The 26,369-nt window shown below is 71.3% G+C and carries 24 protein-coding genes; 11 read left to right on the top strand and 13 right to left on the bottom strand.

Features of this window, described 5'->3' with window-relative positions; translation table 11 throughout:
* Positions 1–74 precede the first annotated feature (74 nt).
* Genes IE153_RS25630 through IE153_RS25650 form a run of 5 tightly spaced genes read left to right on the top strand, consistent with a single transcriptional unit; the run spans position 75 to position 4,758 of the window.
* Positions 75–1,634, top strand: coding sequence for a hypothetical protein (locus IE153_RS25630; protein WP_189592168.1), 1,560 nt, complete (start codon positions 75–77; stop codon positions 1,632–1,634).
* 20 nt (positions 1,635–1,654) lie between these two features.
* Complete coding sequence (locus tag IE153_RS25635) at positions 1,655–2,215, top strand: hypothetical protein (protein ID WP_189592169.1); 561 nt, start codon at positions 1,655–1,657, stop codon at positions 2,213–2,215.
* Positions 2,216–2,217: 2 nt separating this feature from the next.
* On the top strand, positions 2,218–2,652 hold the full coding sequence (locus tag IE153_RS25640) for a DUF3592 domain-containing protein (RefSeq protein ID WP_189592170.1): 435 nt from the start codon (positions 2,218–2,220) through the stop codon (positions 2,650–2,652).
* A complete protein-coding gene (locus tag IE153_RS25645) occupies positions 2,649–3,038 on the top strand; it encodes a hypothetical protein (protein WP_189592171.1) in 390 nt (129 codons plus the stop codon). Before IE153_RS25640 ends, IE153_RS25645 begins: the two co-directional genes overlap by 4 nt.
* Positions 3,039–3,069: 31 nt before the next feature.
* Positions 3,070–4,758, top strand: a complete 1,689-nt coding sequence (locus tag IE153_RS25650; protein WP_189592172.1) for a chitinase — start codon at positions 3,070–3,072, stop codon at positions 4,756–4,758.
* A 6-nt stretch (positions 4,759–4,764) separates the two neighbouring features.
* Here the strand turns inward: IE153_RS25650 and IE153_RS25655 are convergent, their stop codons facing one another.
* From IE153_RS25655 to IE153_RS41785, 5 genes are all read right to left on the bottom strand, one after another.
* Positions 4,765–5,211: a hypothetical protein gene (locus tag IE153_RS25655; RefSeq protein ID WP_189592173.1), complete on the bottom strand. Its 447-nt coding sequence runs from the start codon at positions 5,209–5,211 to the stop codon at positions 4,765–4,767.
* 17 nt (positions 5,212–5,228) lie between these two features.
* Entirely contained in the window at positions 5,229–6,545 is a 1,317-nt protein-coding gene (locus IE153_RS25660) for an Nramp family divalent metal transporter (RefSeq protein ID WP_189592174.1), read from the bottom strand.
* Positions 6,546–6,647: 102 nt separating this feature from the next.
* Positions 6,648–7,130, bottom strand: a complete 483-nt coding sequence (locus tag IE153_RS25665; protein WP_229829161.1) for an ATP-binding protein — start codon at positions 7,128–7,130, stop codon at positions 6,648–6,650.
* 80 nt (positions 7,131–7,210) lie between these two features.
* Entirely contained in the window at positions 7,211–8,110 is a 900-nt protein-coding gene (locus IE153_RS25670) for an MEDS domain-containing protein (protein WP_189592175.1), read from the bottom strand.
* A 64-nt stretch (positions 8,111–8,174) separates the two neighbouring features.
* A complete protein-coding gene (locus IE153_RS41785) occupies positions 8,175–10,943 on the bottom strand; it encodes an ATP-binding protein (RefSeq protein ID WP_229829162.1) in 2,769 nt (922 codons plus the stop codon).
* 274 nt (positions 10,944–11,217) lie between these two features.
* Here IE153_RS41785 and IE153_RS25685 point away from each other — a divergent pair, with 274 nt between their 5' ends.
* The gene (locus IE153_RS25685) at positions 11,218–12,570 is read left to right on the top strand and encodes a M14 family metallopeptidase (protein WP_189592176.1); all 1,353 of its coding nucleotides are present in this window, start codon (positions 11,218–11,220) and stop codon (positions 12,568–12,570) included.
* Here the strand turns inward: IE153_RS25685 and IE153_RS25690 are convergent.
* From IE153_RS25690 to IE153_RS25710, 5 genes are all read right to left on the bottom strand, one after another.
* A complete protein-coding gene (locus IE153_RS25690) occupies positions 12,567–13,121 on the bottom strand; it encodes a hypothetical protein (protein ID WP_189592177.1) in 555 nt (184 codons plus the stop codon). The two genes, IE153_RS25685 and IE153_RS25690, sit on opposite strands and share 4 nt — an antisense overlap.
* A 65-nt stretch (positions 13,122–13,186) precedes the next feature.
* Positions 13,187–14,665 carry a GntP family permease gene (locus tag IE153_RS25695; RefSeq protein WP_189592178.1) on the bottom strand — a complete coding sequence of 493 codons (1,479 nt, stop codon included), beginning with the start codon at positions 14,663–14,665 and terminating at the stop codon, positions 13,187–13,189.
* Between the two features lie 114 nt (positions 14,666–14,779).
* Positions 14,780–15,190: a RidA family protein gene (locus IE153_RS25700; RefSeq protein WP_031110028.1), complete on the bottom strand. Its 411-nt coding sequence runs from the start codon at positions 15,188–15,190 to the stop codon at positions 14,780–14,782.
* A complete protein-coding gene (locus tag IE153_RS25705; protein ID WP_189592179.1) occupies positions 15,187–15,948 on the bottom strand; it encodes an IclR family transcriptional regulator in 762 nt (253 codons plus the stop codon). Before IE153_RS25705 ends, IE153_RS25700 begins: the two co-directional genes overlap by 4 nt.
* Entirely contained in the window at positions 15,945–17,015 is a 1,071-nt protein-coding gene (locus IE153_RS25710) for a sugar kinase (RefSeq protein WP_189592180.1), read from the bottom strand. The genes IE153_RS25705 and IE153_RS25710 overlap by 4 nt, the downstream gene beginning before the upstream one ends.
* A 189-nt stretch (positions 17,016–17,204) precedes the next feature.
* On the opposite strand from IE153_RS25710, the gene IE153_RS25715 reads away from it, so the two are divergent.
* Together IE153_RS25715 and IE153_RS25720 are read left to right on the top strand one after the other, a co-directional pair.
* Complete coding sequence (locus IE153_RS25715) at positions 17,205–18,485, top strand: amino acid deaminase (protein WP_189592181.1); 1,281 nt, start codon at positions 17,205–17,207, stop codon at positions 18,483–18,485.
* Positions 18,486–18,498: 13 nt separating this feature from the next.
* A complete protein-coding gene (locus IE153_RS25720; protein WP_189592182.1) occupies positions 18,499–20,112 on the top strand; it encodes an N-acyl-D-amino-acid deacylase family protein in 1,614 nt (537 codons plus the stop codon).
* Between the two features lie 21 nt (positions 20,113–20,133).
* On the opposite strand, the gene IE153_RS25725 is transcribed toward IE153_RS25720, so the two are convergent.
* Together IE153_RS25725 and IE153_RS25730 are read right to left on the bottom strand one after the other, a co-directional pair.
* Complete coding sequence (locus IE153_RS25725) at positions 20,134–21,060, bottom strand: S1 family peptidase (RefSeq protein WP_189592183.1); 927 nt, start codon at positions 21,058–21,060, stop codon at positions 20,134–20,136.
* Between the two features lie 161 nt (positions 21,061–21,221).
* On the bottom strand, positions 21,222–22,043 hold the full coding sequence (locus tag IE153_RS25730; protein ID WP_189592184.1) for a hypothetical protein: 822 nt from the start codon (positions 22,041–22,043) through the stop codon (positions 21,222–21,224).
* Positions 22,044–22,169: 126 nt separating this feature from the next.
* On the opposite strand from IE153_RS25730, the gene IE153_RS25735 reads away from it, so the two are divergent.
* Positions 22,170–23,381, top strand: a complete 1,212-nt coding sequence (locus IE153_RS25735) for a pyridoxal phosphate-dependent aminotransferase (RefSeq protein WP_031110645.1) — start codon at positions 22,170–22,172, stop codon at positions 23,379–23,381.
* Positions 23,382–23,502: 121 nt separating this feature from the next.
* On the top strand, positions 23,503–23,922 hold the full coding sequence (locus IE153_RS25740) for an SCO4983 family protein (protein ID WP_189592185.1): 420 nt from the start codon (positions 23,503–23,505) through the stop codon (positions 23,920–23,922).
* Positions 23,923–24,040: 118 nt separating this feature from the next.
* Here the strand turns inward: IE153_RS25740 and IE153_RS25745 are convergent, their stop codons facing one another.
* Positions 24,041–25,489: an AAA family ATPase gene (locus IE153_RS25745; protein ID WP_189592186.1), complete on the bottom strand. Its 1,449-nt coding sequence runs from the start codon at positions 25,487–25,489 to the stop codon at positions 24,041–24,043.
* A 567-nt stretch (positions 25,490–26,056) separates the two neighbouring features.
* On the opposite strand from IE153_RS25745, the gene IE153_RS25750 reads away from it, so the two are divergent.
* On the top strand, positions 26,057–26,369 hold a 313-nt coding region (locus tag IE153_RS25750; protein WP_229829163.1), incomplete at its 3' end, for a hypothetical protein.

Here is a 26,369-nt window from a genome sequence, read left to right on the forward strand (position 1 = left end):
ACGCCTGACGCGGTGGCGCGAACCTACGCTCGCCGTCCGAAAACACACAGGGACCGGACGGGGAGGGGCGCCGTATGACGGACGGGGGCGGCATACGGACGTACGGGCGCAGACCGGTCTTCGACGACCGCGGGGCGACCGGCACCGAGTACCTCGGCATGGTCGTCGTCAGCGCGGCGATCGTCCTGGCCGTCTCGGCCACCGGCGTCGGCCGGCTGGTCTACGACAAGATCGCCGCACAGGTGTGCCGGGTGGCCGGCGGCGGCGACTGCGGGACGGGCGGGCCGGGGCCGGACAAGCCGCTCACCGACGCGGACTTCGAGCCGGCGCTGTGCCAGGTCTCCTCCGTCACCGACAAGGCGGGCTCCAAGGCGAAGATCTTCTTCTGGGAGATCGGCAAGGAGTACGGCTTCCAGGAGCAGCACCTGAAGGCGAAGACGGACGTCAACGGGGACGGCAAGGTCGACGACAACGACCAGTTGGTCTACCTGACGTTCACGGACGCCGCCTCGGTCGCCGCGAAGAAGGACTTCAAGCCCGGCATGAAGGTGGGCCGTTTCGGCGCCGACAAGGTGGAGCTGGGGCTCGGCATCAAGGTCACCAACGGCGACACCTGGGTGTTCCAGAGCCCCGAGGAGGCCCAGCGCTTCCGGGACGACGTGGAGAAGCTCCAGATGTACGAGATGCGGCGCACGATGCCCGGCGGCGCGGAGGCGAGCCTCGGCGACAGCATCGCCTATCTCTTCGGCAAGGGTCCCCTGAAGGACGAGGAGGACACCCAGAACCGGATCAAGGAGAACCTCGGCGACAACCGGAAGATCACCTACGGCAAGGTGGGTCTGGAGGCCTCGGCGTCGGCGGGCCTGAAGATCTCGGCGGGCGACGAGAAGAAGCTGAGCGCCGCGCTCGGCGGCACCTTCAAGTACTCCCCCGAGGTCACCTGGACCGACAACTCCTACAAGGACACCAAGTCGTACACGTACTCCTCGTCCATCGAGTACGGCTCCAAGGTGGGCTACGAGGCGGGTCCGCTCAGCGGCGAGTACGCGGCGAACACGACGCAGACGGGCACCATCACGGTCACCTACGACAAGAAGACCGGCAAGCTCGTCCGCGTCGACATGACCCGCACCGTGGAGAAGGGCGGCCAGAAGGACGGCGCCAAGGCGGGCGGCGACAACGGCAAGAAGGACGGTGACAAGCGGGGCGGCAGCGCCGGGGTGAAGGGAACCGACTCGCAGACCGGCATCGAGATCGTCAGCAACACCCTCACCTTCGACCCCGGCCCGGCCGGTGACCAGGACCGGGCGGTCGCCGAGCGCTGGCTGGACAGCAACAACGAGCAGGTCGCCACGCCGTTCCGGTACATGTTCGCCGACCACGCCCCGACGGCCCGGCCGGGCGCCGACGATCCCTTCGGGCAGCTGATGTTCGACGAGGGCAAGTCGAGCCGGATGACGTACACGGGTGAGGTGAACGCGGCGGAGTACGGCTTCGAGTTGAATCTGGGGCTGAGTCTGGGCATGACGATCAGCACGGAGAAGAAGGCGGAGACCCTGACCGACGCCCAGTTCCTGGGTGCGCCCCACGGGGACGGCCGCTCCTATCTTCCCTACAGCTACTGTGCGAACTGACGAGACGGGAGCCCCTGCCGATGAAGACCCGCCGTGCCTGCCTGGCCGCCGCCCTGCTGACGACCGCGTTGGCCCTGACCGGCTGCGGGGACACCGACTCCGGCGCGGGCTCGGTGCCCGAGGGCTGGGGGACGCTGAAGACGAAGGGCGTCGACGTGTCGTACCCGAAGGGCTACGCGGAGCAGAGCGCCGCCGAGCGCGGCAAGCACAACGCGGCGGCGGCGGTGCGTACGGAGGGCGGGAAGAAGGTCTCCGTCATCACCGTGCAGCTCGCCTTCACCGAGGCGAACTCCGCCGAGCAGGCCGCGATCGCCGCGGAGGCGGGCATCCAGATGGGTGCGGACGTCAAGGGCCAGAAGGACGTGGACCTGGCCGGCGCGGACGAGGCGAAGCGGATCGACTTCTCCTTCAAGGCGACCGGCGAGGACGGCGGACCGGCCAGGGGCACCCCGGTCGACGGTGTGATCCTGGCCGGACTGGACCCGGACGACACCCCCTTCGCGATCCGCGTCGACGCCCAGCAGGGGGCCCTGCCGGACGGCGACCTGGACCGGATCATCGACTCGGTCGAGGTGCACTAGCCGTGGAGGTGCCGGGCGCCGGATACGTCGTACTCACCTTGCTCGTCGCGCTGTTCGGCACGCTGTCGTGGACGTACGCGCGGCGGCTGGTGACGGTGTCGCGGGTGCTGCGGCGCGGCGCCCAAGCGGAGGGCGAGTGCGTCCGGGTGGAGACGGAGCCCTACCAGCGCTCCGACGCCCGGCGGCACTTCTTCGTCTTCCGTACGGCCGACGGCGCGCGGGTCGAGTTCGAGGACCTGGCTGCCTCGTCGACGGCGGAGGGCAGCCCGGTCACCGTCACCTACGACCCCCGTGACCCGGAAGGCACGGCGACGGTGGCGGGCCGGGGCAGCTGGTCCCCGGTGCTCCAGTCGCTGGCCCTGGCCGCGGGCTGCGGCATGGCCGCGGCCGGTTTCGCGATCCTGCTCGGTTTCGAGATCACCGGGGGCAACCGATGACGCTCGTGCGCTGCTGGGCCGTCGGCATCGTGGTGCTCGTCCTCACCGAGTACGTCCAGATGACGCTGATCCACGACCCGTTGGTCGGTCCGGAGGGCGTCGGTTCGTTCGGGGCCGCGCTGGCGCTGGTGCATCTGCCGAACCTGGTGTGTGTCGTGCTGGCCACCTGGGCGTCGGCGCGGGTGCATCCGGAGCCGTGGCGGGACATGCCGGTGCGGCACCTGATCGCGGCGTGCGCGGTCCCGGCGGCGGCGCAGGTGCTGCTGCTGGCGCTGCGGCCGAGCGTGCTGGACCTGGCGGGCGCGGCGTTCTGGATGTCGGCCGTGGTGCTGCTGGGGGGATGCGCGGTGGGACTGCTGCTCGACCGGTTGGTCTGGACCTCTTGACAGCCGCTTTGGTCTGGACCATTTTCTTGTCATGTCCCCACACAGACGATCCCTGCGTTTCTGGTCGGGTGCCTTCACGGCTGCCCTGGCCCTCACTGTCACGACCGTCGGCCAGGCCAGCGCCGCCGACGTCAACAACGCCAGGAACGCCGGCTTCGAGTCGGGCCTGAGCGACTGGACCTGCTCGGCGGGCAGCGGTACGACGGTCTCCTCCCCGGTGCGCACCGGCGCGGCCGCGCTCCAGGCGACCCCGTCGGGGCAGGACAACGCCCGGTGCGCCCAGTCGGTGCGGGTGAAGCCCAACTCGACGTACACGCTGGGCGCCTGGGTCCGGGGCGGGTACGCCTACCTCGGCGTCACCGGCACGGGCACGACCGACGTCTCCACCTGGACGCCCGACTCCTCGTCCTGGAAGCAGCTGTCGACCTCCTTCACCACGGGCTCCTCGACGACCTCGGTGACGGTGTACACGCACGGCTGGTACGGGCAGTCGGCGTACTACGCGGACGACGTGTCGGTGTTCGGCCCCGACGGCGGCGGGGGCACGGACCCGGGCCCGACGATCCCGTCCGCGCCGGGCGGCCTGAACGTCTCCGGCACGACGTCCTCGTCGGTGTCGCTGGCCTGGAACGCCGTCTCCGGAGCGACGGGGTACACCGTCTACCGCGACGGCACGAAGGTGACCGCGGTCTCCGGCACCTCGGCGACCGTGACCGGGCTCGCGGCCTCGACGTCGTACTCCTTCCAGGTCACGGCGACGAACGGGGCCGGTGAGTCGCCGAAGTCGGCGGCGGTGACGGGCACCACGAACAAGCCGAACGGCCCCGGCCCGGCGCTGCCCAAGCACGCGGTGACCGGCTACTGGCAGAACTTCAACAACGGCGCGACGGTCCAGAAGCTGGCCGATGTCCAAGCGCAGTACGACATCATCGCCGTCGCCTTCGCGGACGCGACCTCGACGCCGGGCGCCGTGACCTTCAACCTCGACTCGGCCGGTCTCGGGGGCTACACCGTCGACCAGTTCAAGGCCGACATCCGGGCCAAGCAGGCGGCCGGGAAGAAGGTCATCGTCTCGGTCGGCGGCGAGCGCGGCACGGTGGCGGTGAACGACGCGGCCTCGGCGGCGAACTTCGCGAACAGCGTGTACTCCGTGATGCAGACGTACGGCTTCGACGGCGTCGACATCGACCTGGAGAACGGCCTCAACGCGACCTACATGACGCAGGCGCTGCGGTCGCTCTCGGCGAAGGCGGGCTCGTCGCTGATCATCACGATGGCGCCGCAGACCATCGACATGCAGTCGACGTCGAACTCCTACTTCCAGACGGCCCTGAACATCAAGGACATCCTCACGGTCGTCAACATGCAGTACTACAACAGCGGTTCCATGCTGGGCTGCGACGGCAAGGTCTACAGCCAGGGCTCGGTGGACTTCCTGACGGCCCTCGCCTGCATCCAGCTGGAGGGCGGTCTGGCCCCGTCCCAGGTCGGGCTCGGCCTGCCCGCCTCCACCCGGGGAGCGGGCAGCGGCTACGTCTCACCGACCGTGGTGAACAACGCCCTGGACTGCCTGGCCAAGGGCACGGGGTGCGGGTCCTTCAAGCCGCCCCGGACCTACCCCGGCCTGCGCGGCGCGATGACCTGGTCGACCAACTGGGACGCGACGGCCGGCAACGCCTGGTCCAACGCGGTGGGGCCGCATGTGCACGGGCTGCCGTAGCGGCCCCTATCCCATCGGGCGGTAGTGGCCGAGGACCCAGGCCAGCTGCGGGAACCACTCCTGGAGCCGCGTCCTGGGCCTGGCCTCCACCACGCACTCGTAGAACCTGCCGTCCATGTGGACCACGGCGACCATCAGCGCCTTGCCGTCCGGGCTCGCCCGGTAGTGGACGCCGCGGATCTCCGGCCAGCGGAACTCGACCGTGAGGCCGGAGGTCTCGAAGGCCACGCCGGACGCGTCGACGACGACCGCGTTGCGCTTGTCGACGGCCAGGAAGTCCGGGCCCGCCGCCGGCTGCTGCGGCGGCGGAGCCTGGGCGTACGGCTGTGCCGGCGCGTACGGAGACGGTGCGGGGGCCTGCGGGGGCGGCACCGGAGCGTACTGCGGTGGCGCCGGCGCGTACTGCGGCGGAGGCGGGCCGAAGCCCGGGCAGGGTGGCGGCTGCTGGGTCATCCGGCCATTCTCCCGCCTCAGAAGAACTCGCCCCACGGCTGGTCCCAGATCTGCTTCACGCACAGGATCAGGAACAGCAGGCCGGCGACGGCGAGCATGGCGTTGCTCAGGTGGCCGTTGCGCCACTCGCGGGGCGTGCGGGAGGAGTTGAGGAGCCAGATCAGGGTGGCGGCGAGGAAGGGCAGGAAGGCCGCGCCGAGGACACCGTAGATGATGATCAGGCGGAAGGGCTGGCCCTCGAAGAGCAGGATCATCGGCGGGAAGGTCAGCCAGAGCAGGTAGGCGCGGAACGGCCAGGAGCGTTCGCGGGTCCCGGAGGCGACCTCCTCGCCCTTGGCCTGGCCCGTGCCCGACAGGCGGGCCACGAAGTCGGCGAACATCAGGCTCACGCCGTGCCAGACGCCGATCAGCGAGGTGAAGGACGTGGCGAAGAAGCCGATCAGGAAGAACTTCGCCGTGGCCGAGCCGTACTCCTTCTCCAGGATGTCGCCCAGCTGGATCAGGCCCTTGTCGCCGCTCGCGATGGCGACGTTCGCCGAGTGGAGCAGTTCCGCGCCGACGAACAGCATGGCGATGACGAAGATGCCGGTCGTGGCGTAGGCGACGCGGTTGTCCAGCCGCATGACCTTCATCCAGCTCGTGTCGGTCCAGCCCTTGGCGTTGACCCAGTAGCCGTACGCGGCGAGGGTGATCGTGCCGCCGACACCGCCGATCAGGCCCAGCGTGTTGAGGATCGAGTCCTTCTCGTCCGGCAGCACCGGCAGGAGTCCGGCGAAGGCGTCGGCGATGTTCGGCGTGACCCGGATCGCCAGGTACACCGTCACCACGAACATGACGCCCACCAGGATCGTCATGACCTTCTCGAACACCGCGTACTTGTTGAACCAGACGAAGACCAGACCGACCAGACCGCAGGCGATGCCCCACCACTTGAGGTCCATCACGTCCGGGAACAGGGCCTGCAACGGCAGCGCGCTCGACGACATGGCGGCGGCGCCGTAGACGAAGCCCCAGACGACGACGTAGACCGCGAAGAACCAGGTGGTCCAGCGGCCGAGGCTCGCCCAGCCGTCGAACAGGGTGCGGCCCGTGGACAGGTGCCAGCGGCCCGCCGCCTCGGCCAGGGAGATCTTCACCAGGCAGCCGATGATCGCGGCCCACAGGAGGGTGTAGCCGAAGTTGCTGCCCGCGATCAGCGTGGCGACGAGGTCACCGGCGCCGACACCGGTCGCCGCGACGACGATGCCCGGTCCGATGTGTTTCCAACTCGCCTTCCGGGTCTGTGGGGGTTGGATGGCCTCGTTCTCCGTGGTGTTTCCCGTGGTGTCCGCCATGAAGGTCAAGAAAGCCCAAAGGCGCCCGCAGGACAAGAGGGCCTGACCGGATCTTCACGCGATGCCCGTAGGACACCCCGCCCGGTCAGGCCCGGCGGAGCGTCACGGCTGTCGCCGACCGCAGCCGTTCGATCCGCAGGTGCCGAGCTCGAACCACACGGTCTTGCCCGGCCCGTCCCGGTGGCAGCCCCAGCGCTGGGCGAGAGCGTGCACCAGGAACATTCCGCGGCCGCTCTCCCCGGTGCCCGCGTCCAGCACCCGCGGGACACGGCGTTCGGCGTCGGCGACCTCGCAGCGCAGGATGCCGTGCGCGGCGAAGAGGGTGAGACGGAAGCGGCTCCCGGCGTGCACCAGGGCGTTGGTGGCCAGTTCGCCGACGAGCAGTTCGGCCGTGTCCGCGACCTCACTGTCCTCGCCGAGCCCCCATCCCTCCAACTGCCTGCGGACCTCCGCGCGTGCCTCGCGGACGGCGGAGGGCCGGGGTGCGTACTCGACACTCAGATGGCCTGCTCCCAGGGGTGGTTGCGGGAACGGGCCGTAGCGGGCGTCGGGGTCCGGGAGGTGCCGCCCGGAGAGTTGCAGCATGGGTCCAGGGTGATCCCCGGGGATGGTCCGGCACAGGGGGAGGACTACCCGATCCCCTACCTGCTTGTGCAGGTAGGGGGCTATGCGTACTGCAGACGGACCGTCGCTCCCCCGGCGTCGTCGCGGAGGTCCACGTACGCGCAGACCTGACGCGCGTACCACAGCCCCGGGCCCGGATCCGGGCCGTCGGCCGGTGGGACGAACCCGGCGAGCGGATCGTCGAGCCGGCGTACCGAGCGCAGTTCGGCGACGCAGGCGGGTGCCTCGCCCCACAGCAGGAGTTCCCCGCCGAGGGGCGCGAGGACCGCGGCGGTCTCCGTCACGGCGGCGGCGAACAACTCGGCGTCCGCGGCGGGCAGTCCCCGCCCCACCGCCCAGCTCTGCACGGTCGCGGCGTGCGGCTCCGCGAGGGACAGCGCGCCGGTCGGGGGCAACGGCAGGGGTACGGCGTCGAGTTCGGCGGCGAGCCGCAGCGGGTCCTCGTAGACCTCCGTGTCGGGGTGGGTGCGACGGGCCGCGGCGACGACGGCGGGCCCTGCGGTGCGGGTGTCGTACGCGCACAGGGCGGTCGTGGCCATCGGTGCGAAGAGGAGGTTGGCGAGGGCCTCGTAGCGGATCCACTCGGTGGTCTCGCGGGCCGAGCGGCCGGCGCGTCCGCCCCACACCGGCTCCATGACGAGATGGAGCCGGCCGCCGGGGCCGGCGTGCGCGGTGAGGTACGCGGCGGCCTGGGCGATGGCGTTGGCGGCGGAGCCGGTGTACCAGTCGGTGTGCGGGATGCAGGTGACGTCCTTCGCGTCGGAGCCGAGGGCGTCGCGCAGGAGGTCCAGGTTGCGCGGGGCGGCGACGGCCACCGGCGGCGGCTCGCCGGAGGCGCCGAGGCCTTCGCCGAGGAAGGGCAGGGCGGCGCTCACGAAGCCGTCGTCGGAGTCGAAGACGGCCATGCGGTGGTCGAACGGGCTGGGTTCTCCGGTGGTCACGTGATCCCCTCGGGTGGGTGTGGACGTGGGCGTGAGTGCGGGTGGGGGCGGGAGTACGGGCGGGTCAGCGTTGTGCCGTCATCCAGGCGGCGATCTGGCTGCGGTTGCTGAAGCCGAGCTTGCTGAGGATGCGTTCCACATGGCCTTCCGCGGTGCGGCGGGCGATCACCAGGCGGTCCGCGATCTGCTGGTTGGCGAGCCCTTCGGCGACGAGCCGGGCGACCTCGGTCTCGCGGCGGGTCAGACGGACCGTGGTGTCGTCGTGCGGCGACGGGGATGCGACCTCTGCGGGGTGGGGGCGGCCCGGCTCCTGGAGAGCGTGGCCGACGAGTTCCGCGAGACCGAGCGCGTGGCCCCGCCGGTGGGCCCGCTCGAACGCGTCGCGACCGAGGGCCGGGGCCACCCTCTCCTCGCTTCCCCGGCGTACGGCGTTGAGGGTGTGGGAGCCCCAGCGGCCGGTGTCGATGTCGGCCCAGACGCGGTCGGCGCCGCCCAGCAGCACGGCGGCGTGCTCGAGGGCGCCGCGTTCGGCGGCGATCGACGCGAGCAGGTCGAGGGTGAGAGCGATGCCGATGACGTCGTGGACGGCGAGTTTCAGCCGCAGGGCCTCGCGGCCGTGGCGTTCGGCCCGGGGCCAGTCCCGGCGTACGGAGTGCGCGAGGGCGAGTATGCGCAGCACATAGGACCTGACCCATTGCTCGCCGTGCCGCTCGCACAGCCGGAGAGCCTGCTCGCAGACCTCGACGGCCCGCTCGGCCTCGCCCAGGAAGCCCAGCGCGCAGGCGAGTTCGACCTGGTCGAGGCCGACGAGGCTGAGGTGCTGGCCGGGTACGGGGCCGCGGGCGACGGTGGTCTCGAAGTGCCGCAGCGCTCCGGGCAGGTCGTCGCCGAACAGCCGGATGACGCCGATGACGTACTCGGCGTGGGCGGCCTCGGCGGCGTCGCCGAGGGCACGGGCGAGGGCGAGGGCCTCGGTGGCGTGGCGGCGGCCCCGGGGGAAGTCCCGGGTGGCGGCGGCCAGCAGCCCGGCGACCCACAGGCCGCGGGCCCGTTCCCGGGTCGGCTCGGGGGCGGCGGCCAGGGCCCGGTCGAGCCAGTACAGGCCCTCCCGGGAGGCGCCGCAGGCGTGCCAGTAGAACCAGAGCGTGCCGGCGAGACGCAGTCCCGCGAGGGTCTCGCCGGGCGCCGAGAAACTGAAGTCGAGGGCGGCGCGCAGATTGTCCCGGTCGGCGCGCAGCCGGGCGACGGTCTCCGGCTGCCCGGGCCCGAACCAGCCGCGCTCGCACTCCTCGGCCCGCCGCAGCATCCAGTCGCGCTGCCGCCGCCGGGCGGCCTCCTCCTCCCCCGCGACCCGCCTCAACTGCTCCAGCCCGTACTGCCGCAGAGTGTCGAGCAGCCGGTACCGCACACCGCCGGGCCCGGGCTCCCGACACAGCACGGACTTGTCCACGAGTCCGGCGACGGCTTCCAGGACGTCGTCGGTGCGCAGGCCCGGGGGTGGGAGCAGGGTGATGGTGGCCCTGGCAGGTGCCGCCGCGGGGTGGACGCGTGAGCCGGACCTGTCGATGGTCCGGGCACGTGCGCCGAAACCGCCCCTTGGCCGGGCGGGTGTGCCGGGGCCGTCCGCGGGCTGGGCGCGTGCGCCTGACATCTCCGTCGGCCGGATGCCCGCACCGGGCCCGTCCGTCGGCCGGACGCGTGTGCCGACGTCGTCCGCGGGCCGGCCGCATACACCGGAGCCGCCCCCGGACCAGCCGCCAACGCAAGAACCACCCCCGGCACAGACACCAGAACCCGACCCGCCCCCAGCCCGGGCGCCTGCGCCGATCCCCTCCGTGGGCTGGGCCGGCAGCGCGGGCAGGGCGGCAGGGTGCGGGTGCGGAACGAGATACCCCCGGACTTCCGGCGGCCGGGCGACGGACTCCGGCGTCGCGTCCGCGCACACTGCCTCCGCCGTCTCCAGATCGAAGCTGCCCGCCAGGACCGACAGCCGGGCCCACACCGTCTGTTCGGGGAGTGTGCACAGGTCGTGGCTCCAGGCGACCGCCGCCCGCAGGGTCTGGTGGCGGGGCAGGGCCGCGGGGCTGCCGGTGGTGAGGAAGCGGTAGCGGTCGTCGAGGCGGTCGAGGAGCTGGTCGACGTCGAGGACGCGCATGCGGACGGCGGCGAGTTCGATGGCCAGGGGCAGACCGTCCAGGCGGTGGCACAGGCGGGCGACGGAGGCGCGGTTGGCGGCGGTGAGGCGGAATCCGGGGACGACGGCGGCGGCCCGGTCGGCGAAGAGCGTGAGGGCCGGGTAGCCGTCGGCGACGGACGGGTCGGCGTCCGGGTCGGGCACCGGCAGCGGCCGTACCTCCAGCAGGTGCTCCTCGGTGAGGCCGAGCCGGTGCCGGCTGGTGGCGAGGATCCGGACGCCCTCGGTGCCGTGCAGCAGGGCCGCGGCGAGCCGGGCGCACGCCGCCGCCAGGTGCTCGCAGTTGTCGACGACGAGGAGCAGCCGCCGGTCCCGTACCTGTTCGACCAGGGCGTCCAGGGCCGGCTGGGCGGAGCGGTCGTGGAGGCCCAGCGCGTCGGCGACGGCGAGCGGGACGAGGGCCGGGTCGTGCAGTCCGGACAGGTGCACGAAGCGCACGCCGTCCGGGAAGGCCCGCTGCACACGGGCCGCGATGCGCGCGGCGAGCCGGGACTTGCCGACGCCGCCCGGTCCGGTCAGCGTCACCAGCCGTGCGCGGGCCAGCAGTTCGCGGCCCTGGGTCAGTTCGCCACGCCGGTCGACGAAGCTGGTCGTCTCGGCCGGCAGGTGGTGGTCCCGTCGTGGCGCTGATCCGCCCATGATCAGCCAGTCCTCTGAAGGGGTGGGGGTCCGGGGATCCGGACAATCCGGCTCCCTTGCGCGGACCCTCACCCTCTCCCGTCGCGTACATATATGCACGCCAGGGCCACCCCTGTGGGTGTACTTCCGGCGGGACCCCTCGACCACGGCGCCGCGCGCGTACACTGCGCGGCCACTTTCAGTCTTGACCTGCTCATGCCATTGGCAGAACGATATGCGCCACCCGCACCACGTACGTCGCACGGAACAACCCCACCTCCCACAAGGAGATTTCATGCGACTTCGCATACGAGGCTCCGGTGCCCGCACCGGCAGACGCACCGCCGCCCTCGCCGGCCTCCTCGCCCTCACCCTCGCGGCGCCCCTGTCCGCGACGACGAGCGACGCCACCGCCGACAGCGCCCGCAAAGCGGCCGCCTCGACCGACGACGTCCGGCAGTACGAGGTCCATCTGCACTCGACGGCCAAGGACCGCACGGCACTTCAGCGCACGGGCGTGACCGTCGACGAGGTCCACGGCCACGGTGTCGTGGTCTCCGGCCGCGCGGACCAGATCAAGAAGCTGCGCACGCTGGGCTACGAGGTCACCCGGCTCGGCGCGGTCCCCGACCGCTCCGCCGGCGAGGACGACCTCCGGCTCTTCGACTTCCCCTCGGGCGACTCGAAGTACCACAACTACGCGGAGATGACGAGCGAGATCAACTCGATCGTCTCGGCCAACCCGTCCATCGCGAGCCAGCGCGTGATCGGCACGTCGTACCAGGGCCGGAACATCGTCGCCATCAAGATCAGCGACAACGTGGGCACCGACGAGTCCGAGCCGGAGGTGCTGTTCACGCACCACCAGCACGCCCGCGAGCACCTGACCGTCGAGATGGCGCTCTACCTGCTGCGCGAGCTGACGTCCGGCTACGGCTCCGACTCGCGCGTCACCGGCATGGTGAACAACCGTGAGATCTGGATCGTCCCGGACATCAACCCGGACGGCGGCGAGTACGACATCGCCACCGGCTCCTACCGCTCCTGGCGCAAGAACCGGCAGCCCAACTCCGGTTCGTCGTACGTCGGTACGGACCTGAACCGCAACTGGAACTACCGCTGGGGCTGCTGCGGCGGTTCCTCGGGCTCCACGTCGTCCGAGACGTACCGGGGCCCGGCGGCGGAGTCGGCGCCCGAGGTGAAGGTCGTCTCCGACTTCGTGCGCAGCCGGGTCGTCGGCGGCACGCAGCAGATCAAGGCGGGGGTCGACTTCCACACCTACAGCGAGCTGGTGCTGTGGCCGTTCGGCTACACGTACTCCGACACGGCGACCGGGATGACCGCGGACGACAACGCGGCGTTCAAGGCGGTCGGGCGGAAGATGGCCGCGAGCAACGGGTACACGGCGGAGCAGTCCAGCGACCTGTACATCACCGACGGGTCGATCGACGACTACCTCTGGGGCACGCACAAGATCTTCGCGTACACCTTCGAGATGTATCCGCGGTCCGGGGGCGGGGGGTTCTACCCGCCCGACGAGGTGATCGAGCGGGAGACCTCCCGTAACCGCGATGCGGTGCTGCAACTGCTGGAGAACGCGGACTGTATGTACCGGTCGATCGGCAAGGAGAGCCAGTACTGCGGTTAGTCCGCGTCCGCCTCTGCCCCGGTCGCGGTCTCTTCCTTCGTCTCTGTCTCGAAGTAGGCGTCCAAGACCGCGTCCAGCTGCTCGTCCCACTCCTTGAAGTGGCTCCTGGCCGGCGCCTCGATCTCGATCGGGTACCAGCGCCGGTCGGGGGTGTGGACGGTGACGGTGTACCGCTTGCCGAAGCGGGCCGTCTCCGTCTCCACCGCGCCGATCTCGTCCCAGCGGAACTCGCAGTCCTGGTCGTCCAGGGACAGGCGTACGCCTCTGTGGTCGGCGACCATCCTGGCGCGGCGGTCGGACGCCTCGAAGACGGGGCCGTCGCTCTCGGTGTCCTCCTCCTGCTCGGAGGGGGGCACCTTCGCCGCCTCCGCCGCCTCTTCCGGCTCGGCGGCGGCCGCGTCGGCCTCCTCGGCGTCCGCGACCTCAGGCTCCTTCTCCGGCCCGTCCTCCTCCGTCCGTCCGGACGCGGGTGACGTGAGCCCGGGGATGAAGGCCGGGTCGAATCCGGCGCCTTCCAGGGGCTGGCTGCTCGAACCTATGCGCTGCTCCACAGGGGAGCAGTATGGTCGAGAAACCTGTGCGGCACACAGTCGACCCCGACTTCGTTATCAGACGCCTACACGAACAGGCTCAATACCGCCGCCACCGCGAACCCCGCCACGGACAGCACGCTCTCCAGCACCGTCCAGGTCTTGAGGGTGTCCCGCTCGCTGATGCCGAAGTACTTGGCGACCATCCAGAAGCCGCCGTCGTTGACGTGCGAGGCGAAGATGGAGCCGGCCGAGATGGCCATGATGACCAGGGCGACGAAGGCCTGGGAGTGGTCGCCCTCGGACAGGAGCGGGGCCACGATGCCCGCCGTCGTCACGATCGCCACCGTCGCCGAGCCCTGCGCCACGCGCAGGACCACGGAGATCAGGTAGGAGAGGACGAGCACCGGCAGGCCGACGTCGTTGAAGGTGTCCGAGAGGGCCTGGGCGACGCCGCTGGCCTTGAGGACGGCACCGAAGATGCCGCCCGCGCCGACCACCAGCAGGATGTTGCCGACCGGCTTGAGGGACGCGGTGGACACCGTCTCCAGGGACTTGCGGGACCAGCCGCGGCGGATGCCGAGCAGGTAGTACGCGAGGAACAGGGCGATCGTCAGCGCCACGAAGGGGCTGCCGAAGAACTCGATCACCGAGCGGAGGGTGGAGGGGTCCAGGGCGATCGAGGAGAAGGTCGCGGCGAGGATGAGGACCAGGGGGGTGCCGATGATGCCGAGGACCGTGCCGAGGGAGACCGGCTGCTCGCTGGGTGCGACCCCGGCGGCCCGCTGCTCGTCGACGACGGCCTGCTTGGCCTCCTCGGCCGCCTCGACCATGTCCTGCGGCACGGGGACGAAGATGCGGCGGCCGACCCACGCCGCGTAGCCCCAGGCGGCGACCACGGCGGGCAGACCGCAGACGATGCCCATGAGGATGACCCAGCCGAGGTCGACGTTCAGCAGACCGGCGGCGGCCACCGGGCCGGGGTGGGGCGGCAGGAACGCGTGCGTCACGGACAGGCCCGCGAGCAGCGGCAGGCAGTAGAGCAGGATCGACTTGCCGGAGCGTTTGGCGGCGGCGTACACGATCGGGGCCAGGACGAAGATGCCGACGTCGAAGAAGACCGGGATGCCGAAGATCAGGCCCGTGAGGCCCATGGCGAGCGGGGCGCGCTTCTCTCCGAACAGACCGAGCAGGCGCCTCGCCAATACCTCGGCGCCGCCGCTGACTTCGAGGATCGCGCCGAGCATGGTGCCCAGGCCGATGATGATCGCGACATGGCCGAGGATGCCGCCCATGCCGGACTCGATGGTGGAGACGGCGTCCGACTTCTGGACCGTGCCGAAGAGTTCGGTGACCGAGAGACCGGCGGCGAGGCCGACGGCTATGGAGACCGCGAGCAGGGCGACGAACGGCTGGAGTCTCATCCTGATGATGAGGAACAGCAGCAGCACGATGCCGAGCGCGGCGGTGAGCAGGAGTCCGGCCGTGCCGTCGACGAGGAGGAGCAGTCCTCCCGTGTGGGGTGGGGTCTCGGCAGGGGCGGACGCGGCGAGCGGATGGGACATTCGGGGGGTCCTCTACGTAAAGGCATGCAGTTTCGGGGTAGGGGGGAGCGCGGCGCGGCGCATCGTGGCGCCGCGCCTCGGTAAGGCAGGGGTGGGAGTGGGGGTGTGGGTGGGTCAGCCGAGGACGGCCAACGCGTCGATCTCGATGAGGAGACCCGCGGGCAGTCCGACGTAGACGGTCGTGCGCGCGGCGGGCGGCTGGGTCAGGCCCTGCTCCTCGAAGTACGCGTCGTAGATCGCGTTGAACTCGGGGAAATGGGCGACGTCGGTGAGGTAGACGCGGATCATCATCACGTCGTCCCAGGAGGCGCCGCCCTCCTCCAGGATGGCCTTGACGTTGGCCAGGGTCTGGAGGGTCTGCTCGCGCAGGGTCGGCCCGGCGGGCGTGGGCGCCTTGCCCTCCTCGGCGGGCAGGAAGCCGACCTGGCCGGCGACCTGGAGGATGTTGCCCTTCTTCACACCGTGCGAGAACTTCGCCGGCGGGGTGGTGTGGGTCTTGGGGGTGAGTGCGATCTTGTCCGTCATACGGTGCCCTTCACTGGTGTTCTGCCGGAGTACTCCCCGCTGATGGCGTCCGCCGTACGGCGCACCAGCGGCAGGAGGGTGAGGAGTTCGTCGGCGGTGACGACGACGTTCGGCGCGGAGACCGACATCGCGGCGACGACCCGGCCGTCGGCGCCGCGGATGGGCGCCGCGACGCAGTTGATGGACTCCTCATGGCCGCCGAGGTCGGTGGCCCAGCCCTGTTCGCGCACCTTCTCCAGCTCCCGCAGGAAAGCGCCGGCGTTGGGTGTCGAACGGGACGTGTAGGTGGGGTAGTCGAGCTTCTCCGCGATCCCGCGCCGCTCGTGCTCGGGCAGGTCGGCGAGCAGCAGCTTCGCGACCGCGGCGACGGTGATGGCGACGGGCTTGCCGATGCGGGAGTACATCCGCACCGGGTAGCGGCTCTCGACCTTGTCGATGTAGAGGACCTCGTTCTCCTCGTACACGGCGAGGTGCACGGTGTGGCCGCAGCTCTCGTTGAGGCGGACCAGGTGGGGATGGGCGATCTCGCGGACGTCGAGGTTCTCCATCGCCTCCTGGGCGAGGGCGAAGAGGCGGGCGCCGAGGCGGTAGCGCTGGTCGGACTGGCGGTAGACCAGCCCGTGCTCGTGCAGGGTGCGCAGCAGCCGCAGGGCCGTGGACTTGTGCACACCGAGGCGGTCGGCGACCTGCCCCAGGTCGGCGGGGCCCTCGGCGAGCAGCGGCAGGATGCTCAGCGCACGGTCGACGGTCTGGCTCATGGCGTTCGTACCTCCTCGGCGGCCCGCTGTGTCTCCTCGGTCCAGCCCGGGCCGAGTCGCAGTCTCCCCCATGCCGCGTCGTCCAGGGCGGCGAGCCGGTCGGCGTGCTCCCGCGCGGGCGGTGTGGCGAGGTCGCCGGGCACGGTGAGCGCGGCGGCGGCCATCAGATGCCCGTGCCGCAGCCGGTCCCGCACGGGCAGTGCGCGCAGGGTCGCGGAGAGGAACCCGGCGGCGAAGGCGTCGCCCGCGCCGACGGCGGCGACGACGTCCACGCGCGGGGCGCGCACGAGGGTGGCCGTGCCGTCCGCGTCCTCCGCGTCGCCGGGGTCCTTGTCGAGGGCGACGGCGCCGCCCGGGCCCATCTTGACGACCACGAGAGCGGGTTCGGGCAGCGCGTCCCGGACGGCGGACGCGCCGTGCAGTCCCCAGGCGTCGAGGGCCTCGTCGGAGCCGACGAAGACGAGGTCGGCGCGGCGGGCGAGGTCCAGCAGGACCCGGGGCCCGTCGGGGTCGGACCACAGGCCCGGCCGGTAGTTGATGTCGAAGGAGACGAGCGGCCGCCGCGGGCCCGGCTCGGTCAGTTGCCACAGCAGGTCCAGGCAGCTGCCGGAGAGCGCCGCGGTGATCCCCGACAGGTGCAGCACCCGCGCGGCCCGGGCGGCCGTCAGGTCCACGGTGCCGGCGGACATCGCCGAGGCGGCCGATCCGGCCCGGTAGTAGGCCACCTCGTGGGCGTCGGTGGCCCGGTCCCCCGCCGTGCGGAAGTAGATGCCGGTCGGCCGCGCCGGGTCGCGCCGCACGGACGCGACGTCGACGCCGTAGGAGCCGATCTCCTCGACGAGGTGGTCGCCGAAGCCGTCGGCGCCGACCGCGCTGACCCACCGCGCGGAGTGCCCCGCCGCCGCCAGCACGCACGCCACGTTCGACTCCGCGCCGCCGATGCCCCGCTCGAACGACGGCACGTCGGCGAGGCGGCCGGGCCGGGACGGCAGGAACGTGACCATGGACTCGCCTAGCGCGACGACGTCCACGACGTCGGGGGCGTTGCAGGGTCCGGTGGGGGTCACGATGCTCGTAGCTCCTCGTCGAGGCGTCGGGTGTCGGGATGGCGGGGTGTCGGGATGGCGGGGTGTCGGGGTGGCGGTGCGGCCGGTGGCGGTTTCATTGACCGGGGGTGGCCGAGATGTTAGACAGCGTTCAGCGACATACGCAATGAAGGTTGCAGAGATTGCAACACCGCAGATCAGGGAGGCTCCATGACGGCCGACACCGCCCAGTCCCTCGCCCGGCTCGCCGCCGAGCGCGTCGATCACCGCTTCAAGGGCCTCCCGCCGGACGCCGACGGGCTGACCGTCGCCGAGCTGGCCGGCCAGCGCCGCAACCTCTTCACCGGCGGCTTCGCCACGCCCGTGCTCGCGCTGTCCGCCGAGCGCCTGGAGCACAACCTGAAGCTCATGGAGACCTACGCGGCCCGGCACGGCCTGGCCTTCGCGCCGCACGGCAAGACCTCCATGGCGCCGCAGCTGTTCCAGCGGCAGATCGAGCACGGGGCGTGGGGCATCACGCTGGCCGTCCCGCACCAGGTGCGGGTGGCGCGGGCGTTCGGGACCCGGCGCGTGTTCCTGGCGAACGAGCTGGTCGACGCGGCGGCCCTGCGCTGGATCGCGGCCGAGCTGGACGCCGACCCGGACTTCGAACTGATCTGTTACGTCGACTCCGTGCGCGGCGTCGAGCTGATGGATGCCGCGCTGCGGGACGCCGACGCCACCCGCCCGGTGGACGTCGTCGTCGAGCTCGCCGCCGGTGAGGGCGCCCGCACCGGCGTCCGTACCGAGACCGAGTGCGCGGCGGTCGCGGACGCGGTGGCGGGCACGCGGACGCTGCGGCTGGTCGGCGTCGCGGGCTACGAGGGCGAGGTGCCGAAGGCCGACACCGAGCGGGTGACGGCGTGGCTGCGCCGGCTGGTGGCGCTCGCCGCCGACTTCGACAAGGCCGGGCGGTTCGCCGGGCTGGACGAGATCGTGGTCAGCGCGGGCGGCAGCGCCTGGTTCGACGCGGTCGCCGAGGTCTTCGCGGAGATCCCCGAACTGTCCCTGCCCGTACTGAAGTTGCTGCGCTCGGGCGCGTATGTCTCGCACGACGACGGCCACTACCGCAAGCTGACCCCGTTCAACCGGGTCCCCGAGGAGGGCGCCCTGGAGCCGGCGTTCCGCCTGTGGACGCAGGTGGTGTCGAGGCCTTCGGCCGAGCAGGCCTTCGTCAACGCGGGCAAGCGGGACGCGGCCTACGACCTCGACCTGCCCTTCGCCCAGGTGATCCGCCGGGACGGCGCCGAGCGCCCGGCCACGGGCGTGTCGGTGACGGCCCTGTCCGACCAGCACGCCTGGCTCGCCACCACGCCGGAGGCGGATCTGGAGGTCGGCGACTGGGTCGGGCTCGGGCTGTCCCACCCGTGCACCTCGTTCGACAAGTGGCAGCTGATCCCCGTCGCGGAGGCGGACGGCACGGTCGTCGACTACGTCCGCACGTTCTTCTAGGAGGCCGGGCGCGATGGAAGAGCTGGTCATCCGGGACGCCGACGTCGTCGACGGCTCCGGCGCGGACGCCTACCGGGCCGATGTCGTGGTCGACGGCGGCCGGATCACATCGATCGTCAAGGAGGCCGCGGCGGCCGGCTGTCAGCGGCCGAAGGCGCGCCGGGAGCTGGACGCCGAGGGACTCGTGCTGTCCCCCGGCTTCGTCGACATGCACGCGCACAGCGACCTGGCGCTGCTGCGCGACCCCGACCACAGCGCCAAGGCGGCGCAGGGCGTCACGCTGGAGGTCATCGGCCAGGACGGGCTGTCGTACGCGCCGGTCGACGATCGCACGCTGGGCGAGGTGCGCCGGGCGATCGCCGGGTGGAACGGCCCGGGTGACGACATCGATTTCGACTGGCGCACGGTCGGCGAGTACCTGGACCGGCTGGATGGCGGGATCGCCGTGAACGCGGCCTACCTGATCCCGCAGGGCACGGTCCGGGCGCTCGTCGTCGGCTGGGAGGACCGCGAGGCGACCCCGGACGAGCTGGACCGGATGCGCCGGCTGGTCGCCGAGGGCCTGGAGCAGGGCGCCGTCGGCATGTCCTCGGGGCTGACGTACACGCCGGGCATGTACGCGCGGGGCGCCGAACTGACCGAGCTGTGCCGGGTGGTGGCGTCGTACGGCGGCTACTACTGCCCGCACCACCGCTCCTACGGCGCCGGGGCGCTCCAGGCCTACGAGGAGATGGTGGCGCTGACCCGGGAGGCGGGCTGCTCCCTGCATCTCGCCCACGCCACCATGAACTTCGGCGTGAACAAGGGCCGCGCCCCGGAGCTGCTGGCCCTGCTGGACGAGGCGCTGGCGGCCGGATCCGACATCAGCCTCGACACCTACCCGTACACCCCGGGCTGTACGACGCTGGCCGCCGTGCTGCCGAGCTGGGCGAGCGAGGGCGGCCCGGAGGAGACCCTCAGGCGGTTGGCCGACGAGGAGACGGCGGCACGCGTCCGTCACCACCTGGAGGTCACCGGCTCGGACGGCTGCCACGGCGTGCCCGTCGAGTGGGACACGATCGAGATCTCGGGCGTGGGCGATCCGGCCCTGGCCGATTTCGTCGGCCGGACGATCCAGGAGTCGGCGGACCGACGGCGCGAGGCGCCCTGGGTGACGGCACGCGGACTGCTGCTGGCCGACCGGCTGGCCCCGACGATCCTCCAGCACGTCGGGCACGAGGAGAACGTCCGGGCGATCATGCGCCACCGGTTGCACACCGGCGGCTCGGACGGCATCCTCCAGGGCGCCAAGCCGCACCCGCGCGCCTACGGCACCTTCCCGCACTACCTCGGGCACTACGTCCGGGAGTTGGGGGTGCTGTCGCTGGAGGAGTGCGTCGCGCACCTCACCTCGCGCCCGGCCGCGCGGCTCCGGCTGCCCGACCGGGGTCTGGTGCGCGAGGGCTACAAGGCCGACCTGGTGCTCTTCGACCCGGCGACGGTCGCGGCGGGCTCCACCTTCGCGGAGCCGCGCACGCTCCCGACGGGGATTCCGCACGTCCTGGTCGACGGCCGGTTCGTGATCGAGGACGGCCGGCGCACGGACGTGCTGGCGGGCCGGGCGGTCCGCAGGACTCCTCCCGCGTGACCGCCCGGCCGGCACCCTGCCTTACGGCTTGGGCAGGGTGCAGCCGCTCGCGCTCAGGTCGAGCTTGTTGTCGATCCCGAAGCAGGCGGGGATCCCGTAGGTCTCCTGGGCGTAGTTGATGCCCTTGCGGACGGTCACGTTGCCGTTCGCGTCGACCTCGCACGGGTTGTTCACCGTGCAGCGCTCACCGTCCTCGTTGCCGGTGTTGTTGATGGCGACGACCTTGTTGGTGGCCTGGTCGACGACGGGCGAACCGGACGTGCCGCCGATGGTGTTGCAGGCGGAGGTGTAACGGACCGAGTCCTTCCAGGTCCAGTCGCCCTCCTTCAGGGTGGGGACGAAGCCGTCGATGGTGCAGCTGTAGATCCGCTTCCAGTAGCCGGAGGGGATGCCGATGGCGGTCCCGGCGACCGGGTGACTGTCGTTCAGCGTCAGCGGGTTGATGTTGTACGAGCTCTTGATCTGCGCGTACGTGGTGGTGAGCTGGTACAGCGCGACGTCCGTGTCGGTCATCGTGCCGTAGGCGAGCTTGGCGGCGCGCAGGGTCGCGACGCGCGAGCCGGAGGCGTTGAGCAGGCTGAAGGTACGGCTGGACGCCTTGTCGACGAGGACCTCGCCGGGGCCGGGGAAACCGGACTCCAGGCAGTGGCCGTTGGTCATCACGAGCGCCGGGTCGTCGGCCTCGGAGTCCGGCATGCGGACGACGGAGCCGGAGCAGTTGCTGAGCGCGACGGTGCCGGCGAAGTTCACGGCCTTGGCCCTCGGGCTGCCGAGCCCGGACAGCGTCTGCTCCACGGACGTGACCACACCCGAGACGGCGGATGTGACCTTGCCCGTGTCCGCGGCCTTGCCGACGCCCGTGGGGGCGGCATCGGCAGCGGTCGCGGGGGCCGCGCCGGCCCCGGCTATCGCCAGGGCGCAGAACGCGGCGGCGAGAGGTTTTCTCATGGGGGGTCCCCTCTTGCGACGGAGGCGACCGGAAATCTTCCGGCCGCCCGCACTGTTGTCATGTGCATTGTGATCGTCGCAAGGGGGCGGCACAAGAACCTGTTCCACAACCGGAATTCCGGCGTCCTGTCCGACCCTACTCAACCGCCCTTACCGGACGGTCACTTGGGTCCCTTGGTGCCTCCGGGGCCGTGGCCGGGTTTGTCTCCGGACCTGCCGGGCGCCGAGGCCGTGACGGTGGGGGCGGTGTCCGTCGGGGCGTCGCTCGTGGGGCCGGAGGCCGGGGGCGGCGCGCTGTCCGTAGCGGACGCGGACGGGGTTCGGCCCGCCCCGGAGGACGGCGACGCGGACGCCGGGCCGGACGGCTCGCCAGAACCGCCCGGCCCGGCGACGAGTGGAGCGTCGGAGGCCTCGGCCGGAGGCGACGTCGCGGTCGTCGCGGTCGGCGACTCCCCCGCCGTCTGACCCGTGCGGCCGCCCTCGCCGCCCCGCGTCCCTCCGGAAGGCGAGCCCGAGAGGGAGAACCCGGCGATCAGGGCGACCGCCGACACGGCACCCACGGCACCGGCGGCGACCGCCACGCGGCGCGCGAGCCGGGGAGCCGGCTTGCGCCGGCCGCGGTGGCCCGCACCGGCCCGGCCCCGCACCGGCACCGGCACCGCGGGCAGCTCACGGGTGTCGCCGGCGCCGTCCGCACGGTCCAGGCCGCCGGGGTGCGCGCCGCCTGGGTACGCGCGCGTGGCGTCCGCACCGCCGACGGGGTGCGCACCGGGGCGGGCGCCGCCCGTGCCGTCCGCGCCGCCCGGGTGTCCGGCACCGCCGGTGTCCGTCGTGTCGTACACGTCCTGCCACCCGTGCGCCGCCGCCGGATCCGCGTACGCGTCGTAGGCGGGGGGCGCGGCGGCCTGCGGGAGGTACACGTTCGGCGCGTCCCGTGGCTCGGGACCGGTCACTCCGTCGGCGTACTCGAATGGCTTGGACATGGCGGCGCATTCTAGGGACCGAAGGTGCTGGTGGGACAGCGCGCCGCGATATCGCCCCAAATCCCCGCGTCTCACGTGGCGGAAAACACGACCCGGGACGCGTTACCGGGCCGTAAGCTCCCAGACATGCAGGTGATCCAGTCGACCAAGCTCGCCAATGTCTGTTACGAGATCCGGGGCCCGGTTCTCGAGGAGGCGATGCGCCTGGAAGCAGCAGGGCACCGCATCCTCAAGCTGAACACCGGCAACCCGGCCGCGTTCGGTTTCGAGTGCCCGCCGGAGATCCTGGAGGACGTCCTCCGCAACGTGTCGTCGGCACACGGCTACGGCGACGCCAAGGGCCTGCTGGCCGCGCGCCGGGCCGTCGTGATGCACAACCAGACCCTCGGCATCGAGACGGACGTCGAGCACGTCTTCATCGGCAACGGCGTCTCCGAGCTGATCGTGATGGCGATGCAGGGCCTGCTGGACGACGGCGACGAGGTCCTCGTGCCCGCGCCCGACTACCCGCTGTGGACCGCCGCCGTCTCCCTGTCCGGCGGCACCGCCGTGCACTACCGCTGCGACGAGCAGGCCGACTGGATGCCGGACCTCGCCGACATCGAGCGCAAGGTCACCGACCGCACCAAGGCGCTCGTGATCATCAACCCGAACAACCCGACCGGGGCCGTCTACGACGAGGCGATGATCAAGGGGCTGACCGACATCGCCCGCCGCCACAACCTGCTCGTCTGCTCGGACGAGATCTACGACAAGATCCTCTACGACGACGCCGTGCACACCCCGACCGCCGCCGTCGCCCCCGACCTGCTGACCCTCACCTTCAACGGCATGTCGAAGGCCTACCGGGTGGCCGGCTACCGGGTCGGCTGGATGTCGATCTCCGGGCCGCGCGCCCACGCCGACTCCTACATCGAGGGCCTGACGATCCTGGCGAACATGCGCCTGTGCGCGAACATGCCCGGGCAGCACGGGGTCGTCGCGGCGCTCAGCGGGCGGCAGACGATCAACGACCTGGTGCTGCCGGGCGGGCGACTGCGCGAGCAGCGGGACACGGCGTACGAGCTGCTGACCCAGATCCCCGGGGTGTCCTGCGTGAAGCCCAAGGGCGCGCTGTACCTCTTCCCGCGCCTCGACCCCAAGGTCTTCAAGATCAAGGACGACCGCCGGATGGTCCTGGACCTGCTGCGGCGCGAGAAGATCATGGTCGTCCAGGGCACGGGCTTCAACTGGCCGGAGCCGGACCACTTCCGGGTGGTGACCCTGCCGACGGTCGGCGACCTGACCGACGCGATGGGACGGATCGGGCACTTCCTGGACGGCTACAGCCAGCCCTGACCCGCACCGCCCGACTGCCTGCTCACGCTTTGTGTGCAGGCAGTCCTGTTTTGTGAACGACTCAACTTTAGACGAAATCTAAGCTAGGATGGTTTCCTGTAAGAACTCAGGAGGCCTTCCCATGTACGAACCGATCCGCGCCAAGTCGGTCCACAGCACGGTGGACGGCCCCAACCCCGACTTCCCGCACCGTTCCCGTGAGGAAGAGCTGGACATCCAGCTCGCGGGCCATCTCGCCGCCCTGCTCGCCGTCACGGACGAGCTGCGCGCGACGCAGGCCTCGGCCGACCTGGACACGGCCGCGGAGCGGCTCGCGGAGCAGGTGGGCAGGCTGCGCGGCGGACGCACTCCGGTGCGCGCGTCGACGAGCGGCCGACACGAACGCGACACGGCCGCCCTGCACCGCAAGGCGCACGCCCTGGCGGGCCGCGCGCTGGTCGTCGCCGCCTCCCGCGCCGACACGGCGGCCGCGATCCTGGCCGCCGAGCGGATGGACGCCCACACGGCAGCGCTGGAGCCGCGCGCCCTGGCGTCCCACTGAGCCCTTCGGGGCTCCCTTCGACGGCCCCGGTCCGCGCGCACCCGCAGCGACGCGCGGACCGGGCGCCACACATCCCCCGTTTGACGGCCCTCCCGGAACCGCGCGGCATGCCGGGATGTCAGGAACCGTGGTACAGCCGTTGCAGGTCGACGAGGACCACCTCACCCCGACTCTCGGCCGCCCGCAATTCCGGGTCGAAGCCGGCGCCGCTGTAGCAGGCGGGTCTGGCGTGACGGATGTCGACGCCCTTTGCCTCCAGCAACTGCAGGATGCGACGCAGGCGTTGCAGGTGCCCGAGATGCATGACCTTGTGCCATTTCGCCTCTCCCACGGACAGCAGGATGCCCTGATCCTGGCCGATGGCTCCGTGTACCACGACGTCGGCCTCAAGTGAGCTCCGGTTCACCGGGTCGGCCACGGTCCCGGAGGCGACCTGGATCGGCATGCCCCCAAACGTCGCGGGATCCGCGTGCCACTCGACCCACTCACGGCACAAGCGCTCGAAGTGCGGACCGACGACCTTGCTGAGGAACGTGGACCTGCTGTGTTCCCACATCCTGGCTGGACCTCGGCGGCGACTCAGCAGAGCCGTCTCGGGGCGGACGACGGCATGGTGAAAGGTGATCAGCGGCTCGGCGACGTGATAGGTCGTCCGGTTGGTGCGGAAGGCGTCGGGCTCGGCGGTGAGCAGGCCGCAGCTCTTCAGGACGGACAGCGGCAGCGAGATGTCCGTGGCCTTGCGGCCCACCGCGCTCGCGATGCCACCGCTGGTGCGGTTGCCGCCCGCCACCGCGGCCAGGACCGAGTGGTACAGCGACCGGTTGCGCAGGTCCGGTTCGGCGGCCAGCAGGTAAGGCGCCTCGCCGTGGATGGGACGGGCCGGGTTGAGTACGGTCCGGCAGACCCAGGCGTCGAAGTCGTCGGGCCCGTCCGGCACGTCGTCGTCGACGAACTCCCGTCGGTACGCGGGGGTACCGCCGACGATCGCGTGGACGAGCACTGCCAGCCGCGGGTCCCGGATGCCCCAGAACTCGGCGGCCTCGCGGAAGCCGAGGGAGTGAACCACGAGATCGAGGCCCGCCCGGCCGTAGAGCGGGGAAGCCCCGGAGAGGAGCCCGCCCATGAAGGACATCGCGCTGCCGCACAGCAGGATCCGGGGCCTCTCCTTGCGGTTGCGTTCGGAGCGCACCCCGATGGCGGCCTGCAACTGGGAAGGGAGGGCTGGGGCGTTCCGTACCAGGTAGGGAAACTCATCGATCACCACAGGCAGCGGTCTGTCCTTCGCCAGCCCGAAGAGTAGCTCCAGCGCCTGTTCCCAGTTGGCCGGCACAGGCGGGACGACGGCACCGGTGAAGCGTGCGACCGCGTCACCCAAGAGGTGCAGGGACTCAGTGGCCGATGCCTCGACCGCCGCGTAGTAGAAGCCGTCGGTGGCGTCCGCCAGCGCCTGAAGAAGGAAACTCTTGCCTTGCCGACGGCGGCCGGACACCACGCCGAGCCGAGGACCCGCGCCCTCGGCGGTTGCGAAGGCGGTCAGCTCGCTCCACTCCCACTCTCTGTCGAACATGTCCGGGGGTCTCGGCAGATTGCGCGTTGCGGGGCGGGCCATGACGCTCCAGTCTTTAGAGACGTACCTCTTAGAAGTACACCGGTAAGAACGAGCAGGCTCGGAATCCGTTACGCGGTGCGCACGAGGGAGGCGTCTCTCGCAAAATTTCGGTCAACGTGCCCCTCACAAGTGAGGCAGAACCGCGCATTCCGCCCGCTTCGTACGGCAGTTGTGATGACATCGCCCCGGTTTGACGCAGAGAAGCGGCAGGGCTGATTCCGGCCCGCATGCGAGGGGCGTTCAGGGGCACGCCGCGCCCAGTTGTGTACTTCCTGTGACAGCTTGTGCGTCTCCGGTGACCAGTGTGATCACCGGTTCTGACTGTCTGTCTGTCTTCCGTGGGGGAAGCTCATGCATGCACGTGCGAGAGGCACGTCTCTTTGGAGTGCCCGAAGAACACACAGAACCGCTCTCCTGTCCGCGATCACGACCGCTGCTCTGGTGCTCTCGGCGGCACCGGGCCTGGCGGCGGCGCCGAAGCCGGAGTTACCGGAGCCGGAGAGTCCGTGGACGAAACCGACGAAGGTGGAGGCTCCCGCGACACCGGCCGGATCGGTGAAGGCACCGGAGTCGCAGGCTGAGGCCAAGCCATCGGCCGAGGTCGCCGCCTGGCGGGCGGCGCAGCAGGCCCGTACGGGCGGCAAGGCGGGTGCCCAGCGTGCGAGGGCCGCTGGCGAGGCCACGCCGTTCGTTCCCGAAGGACAGGGCGAGGTGCCCTGGCACCGGATCATCGACACGCGCTTGAACGACGCACTCGTGGCGCGGGTGAACGTCTCCGACGGCAACCTGATGCTCGCCGCGACGGACTTCGACATCGCCGGTGTCGGTCAGAAGCTGC

It is taken from the genome of Streptomyces massasporeus (genome assembly GCF_014648995.1).
Lineage (GTDB): Bacteria > Actinomycetota > Actinomycetes > Streptomycetales > Streptomycetaceae > Streptomyces > Streptomyces massasporeus.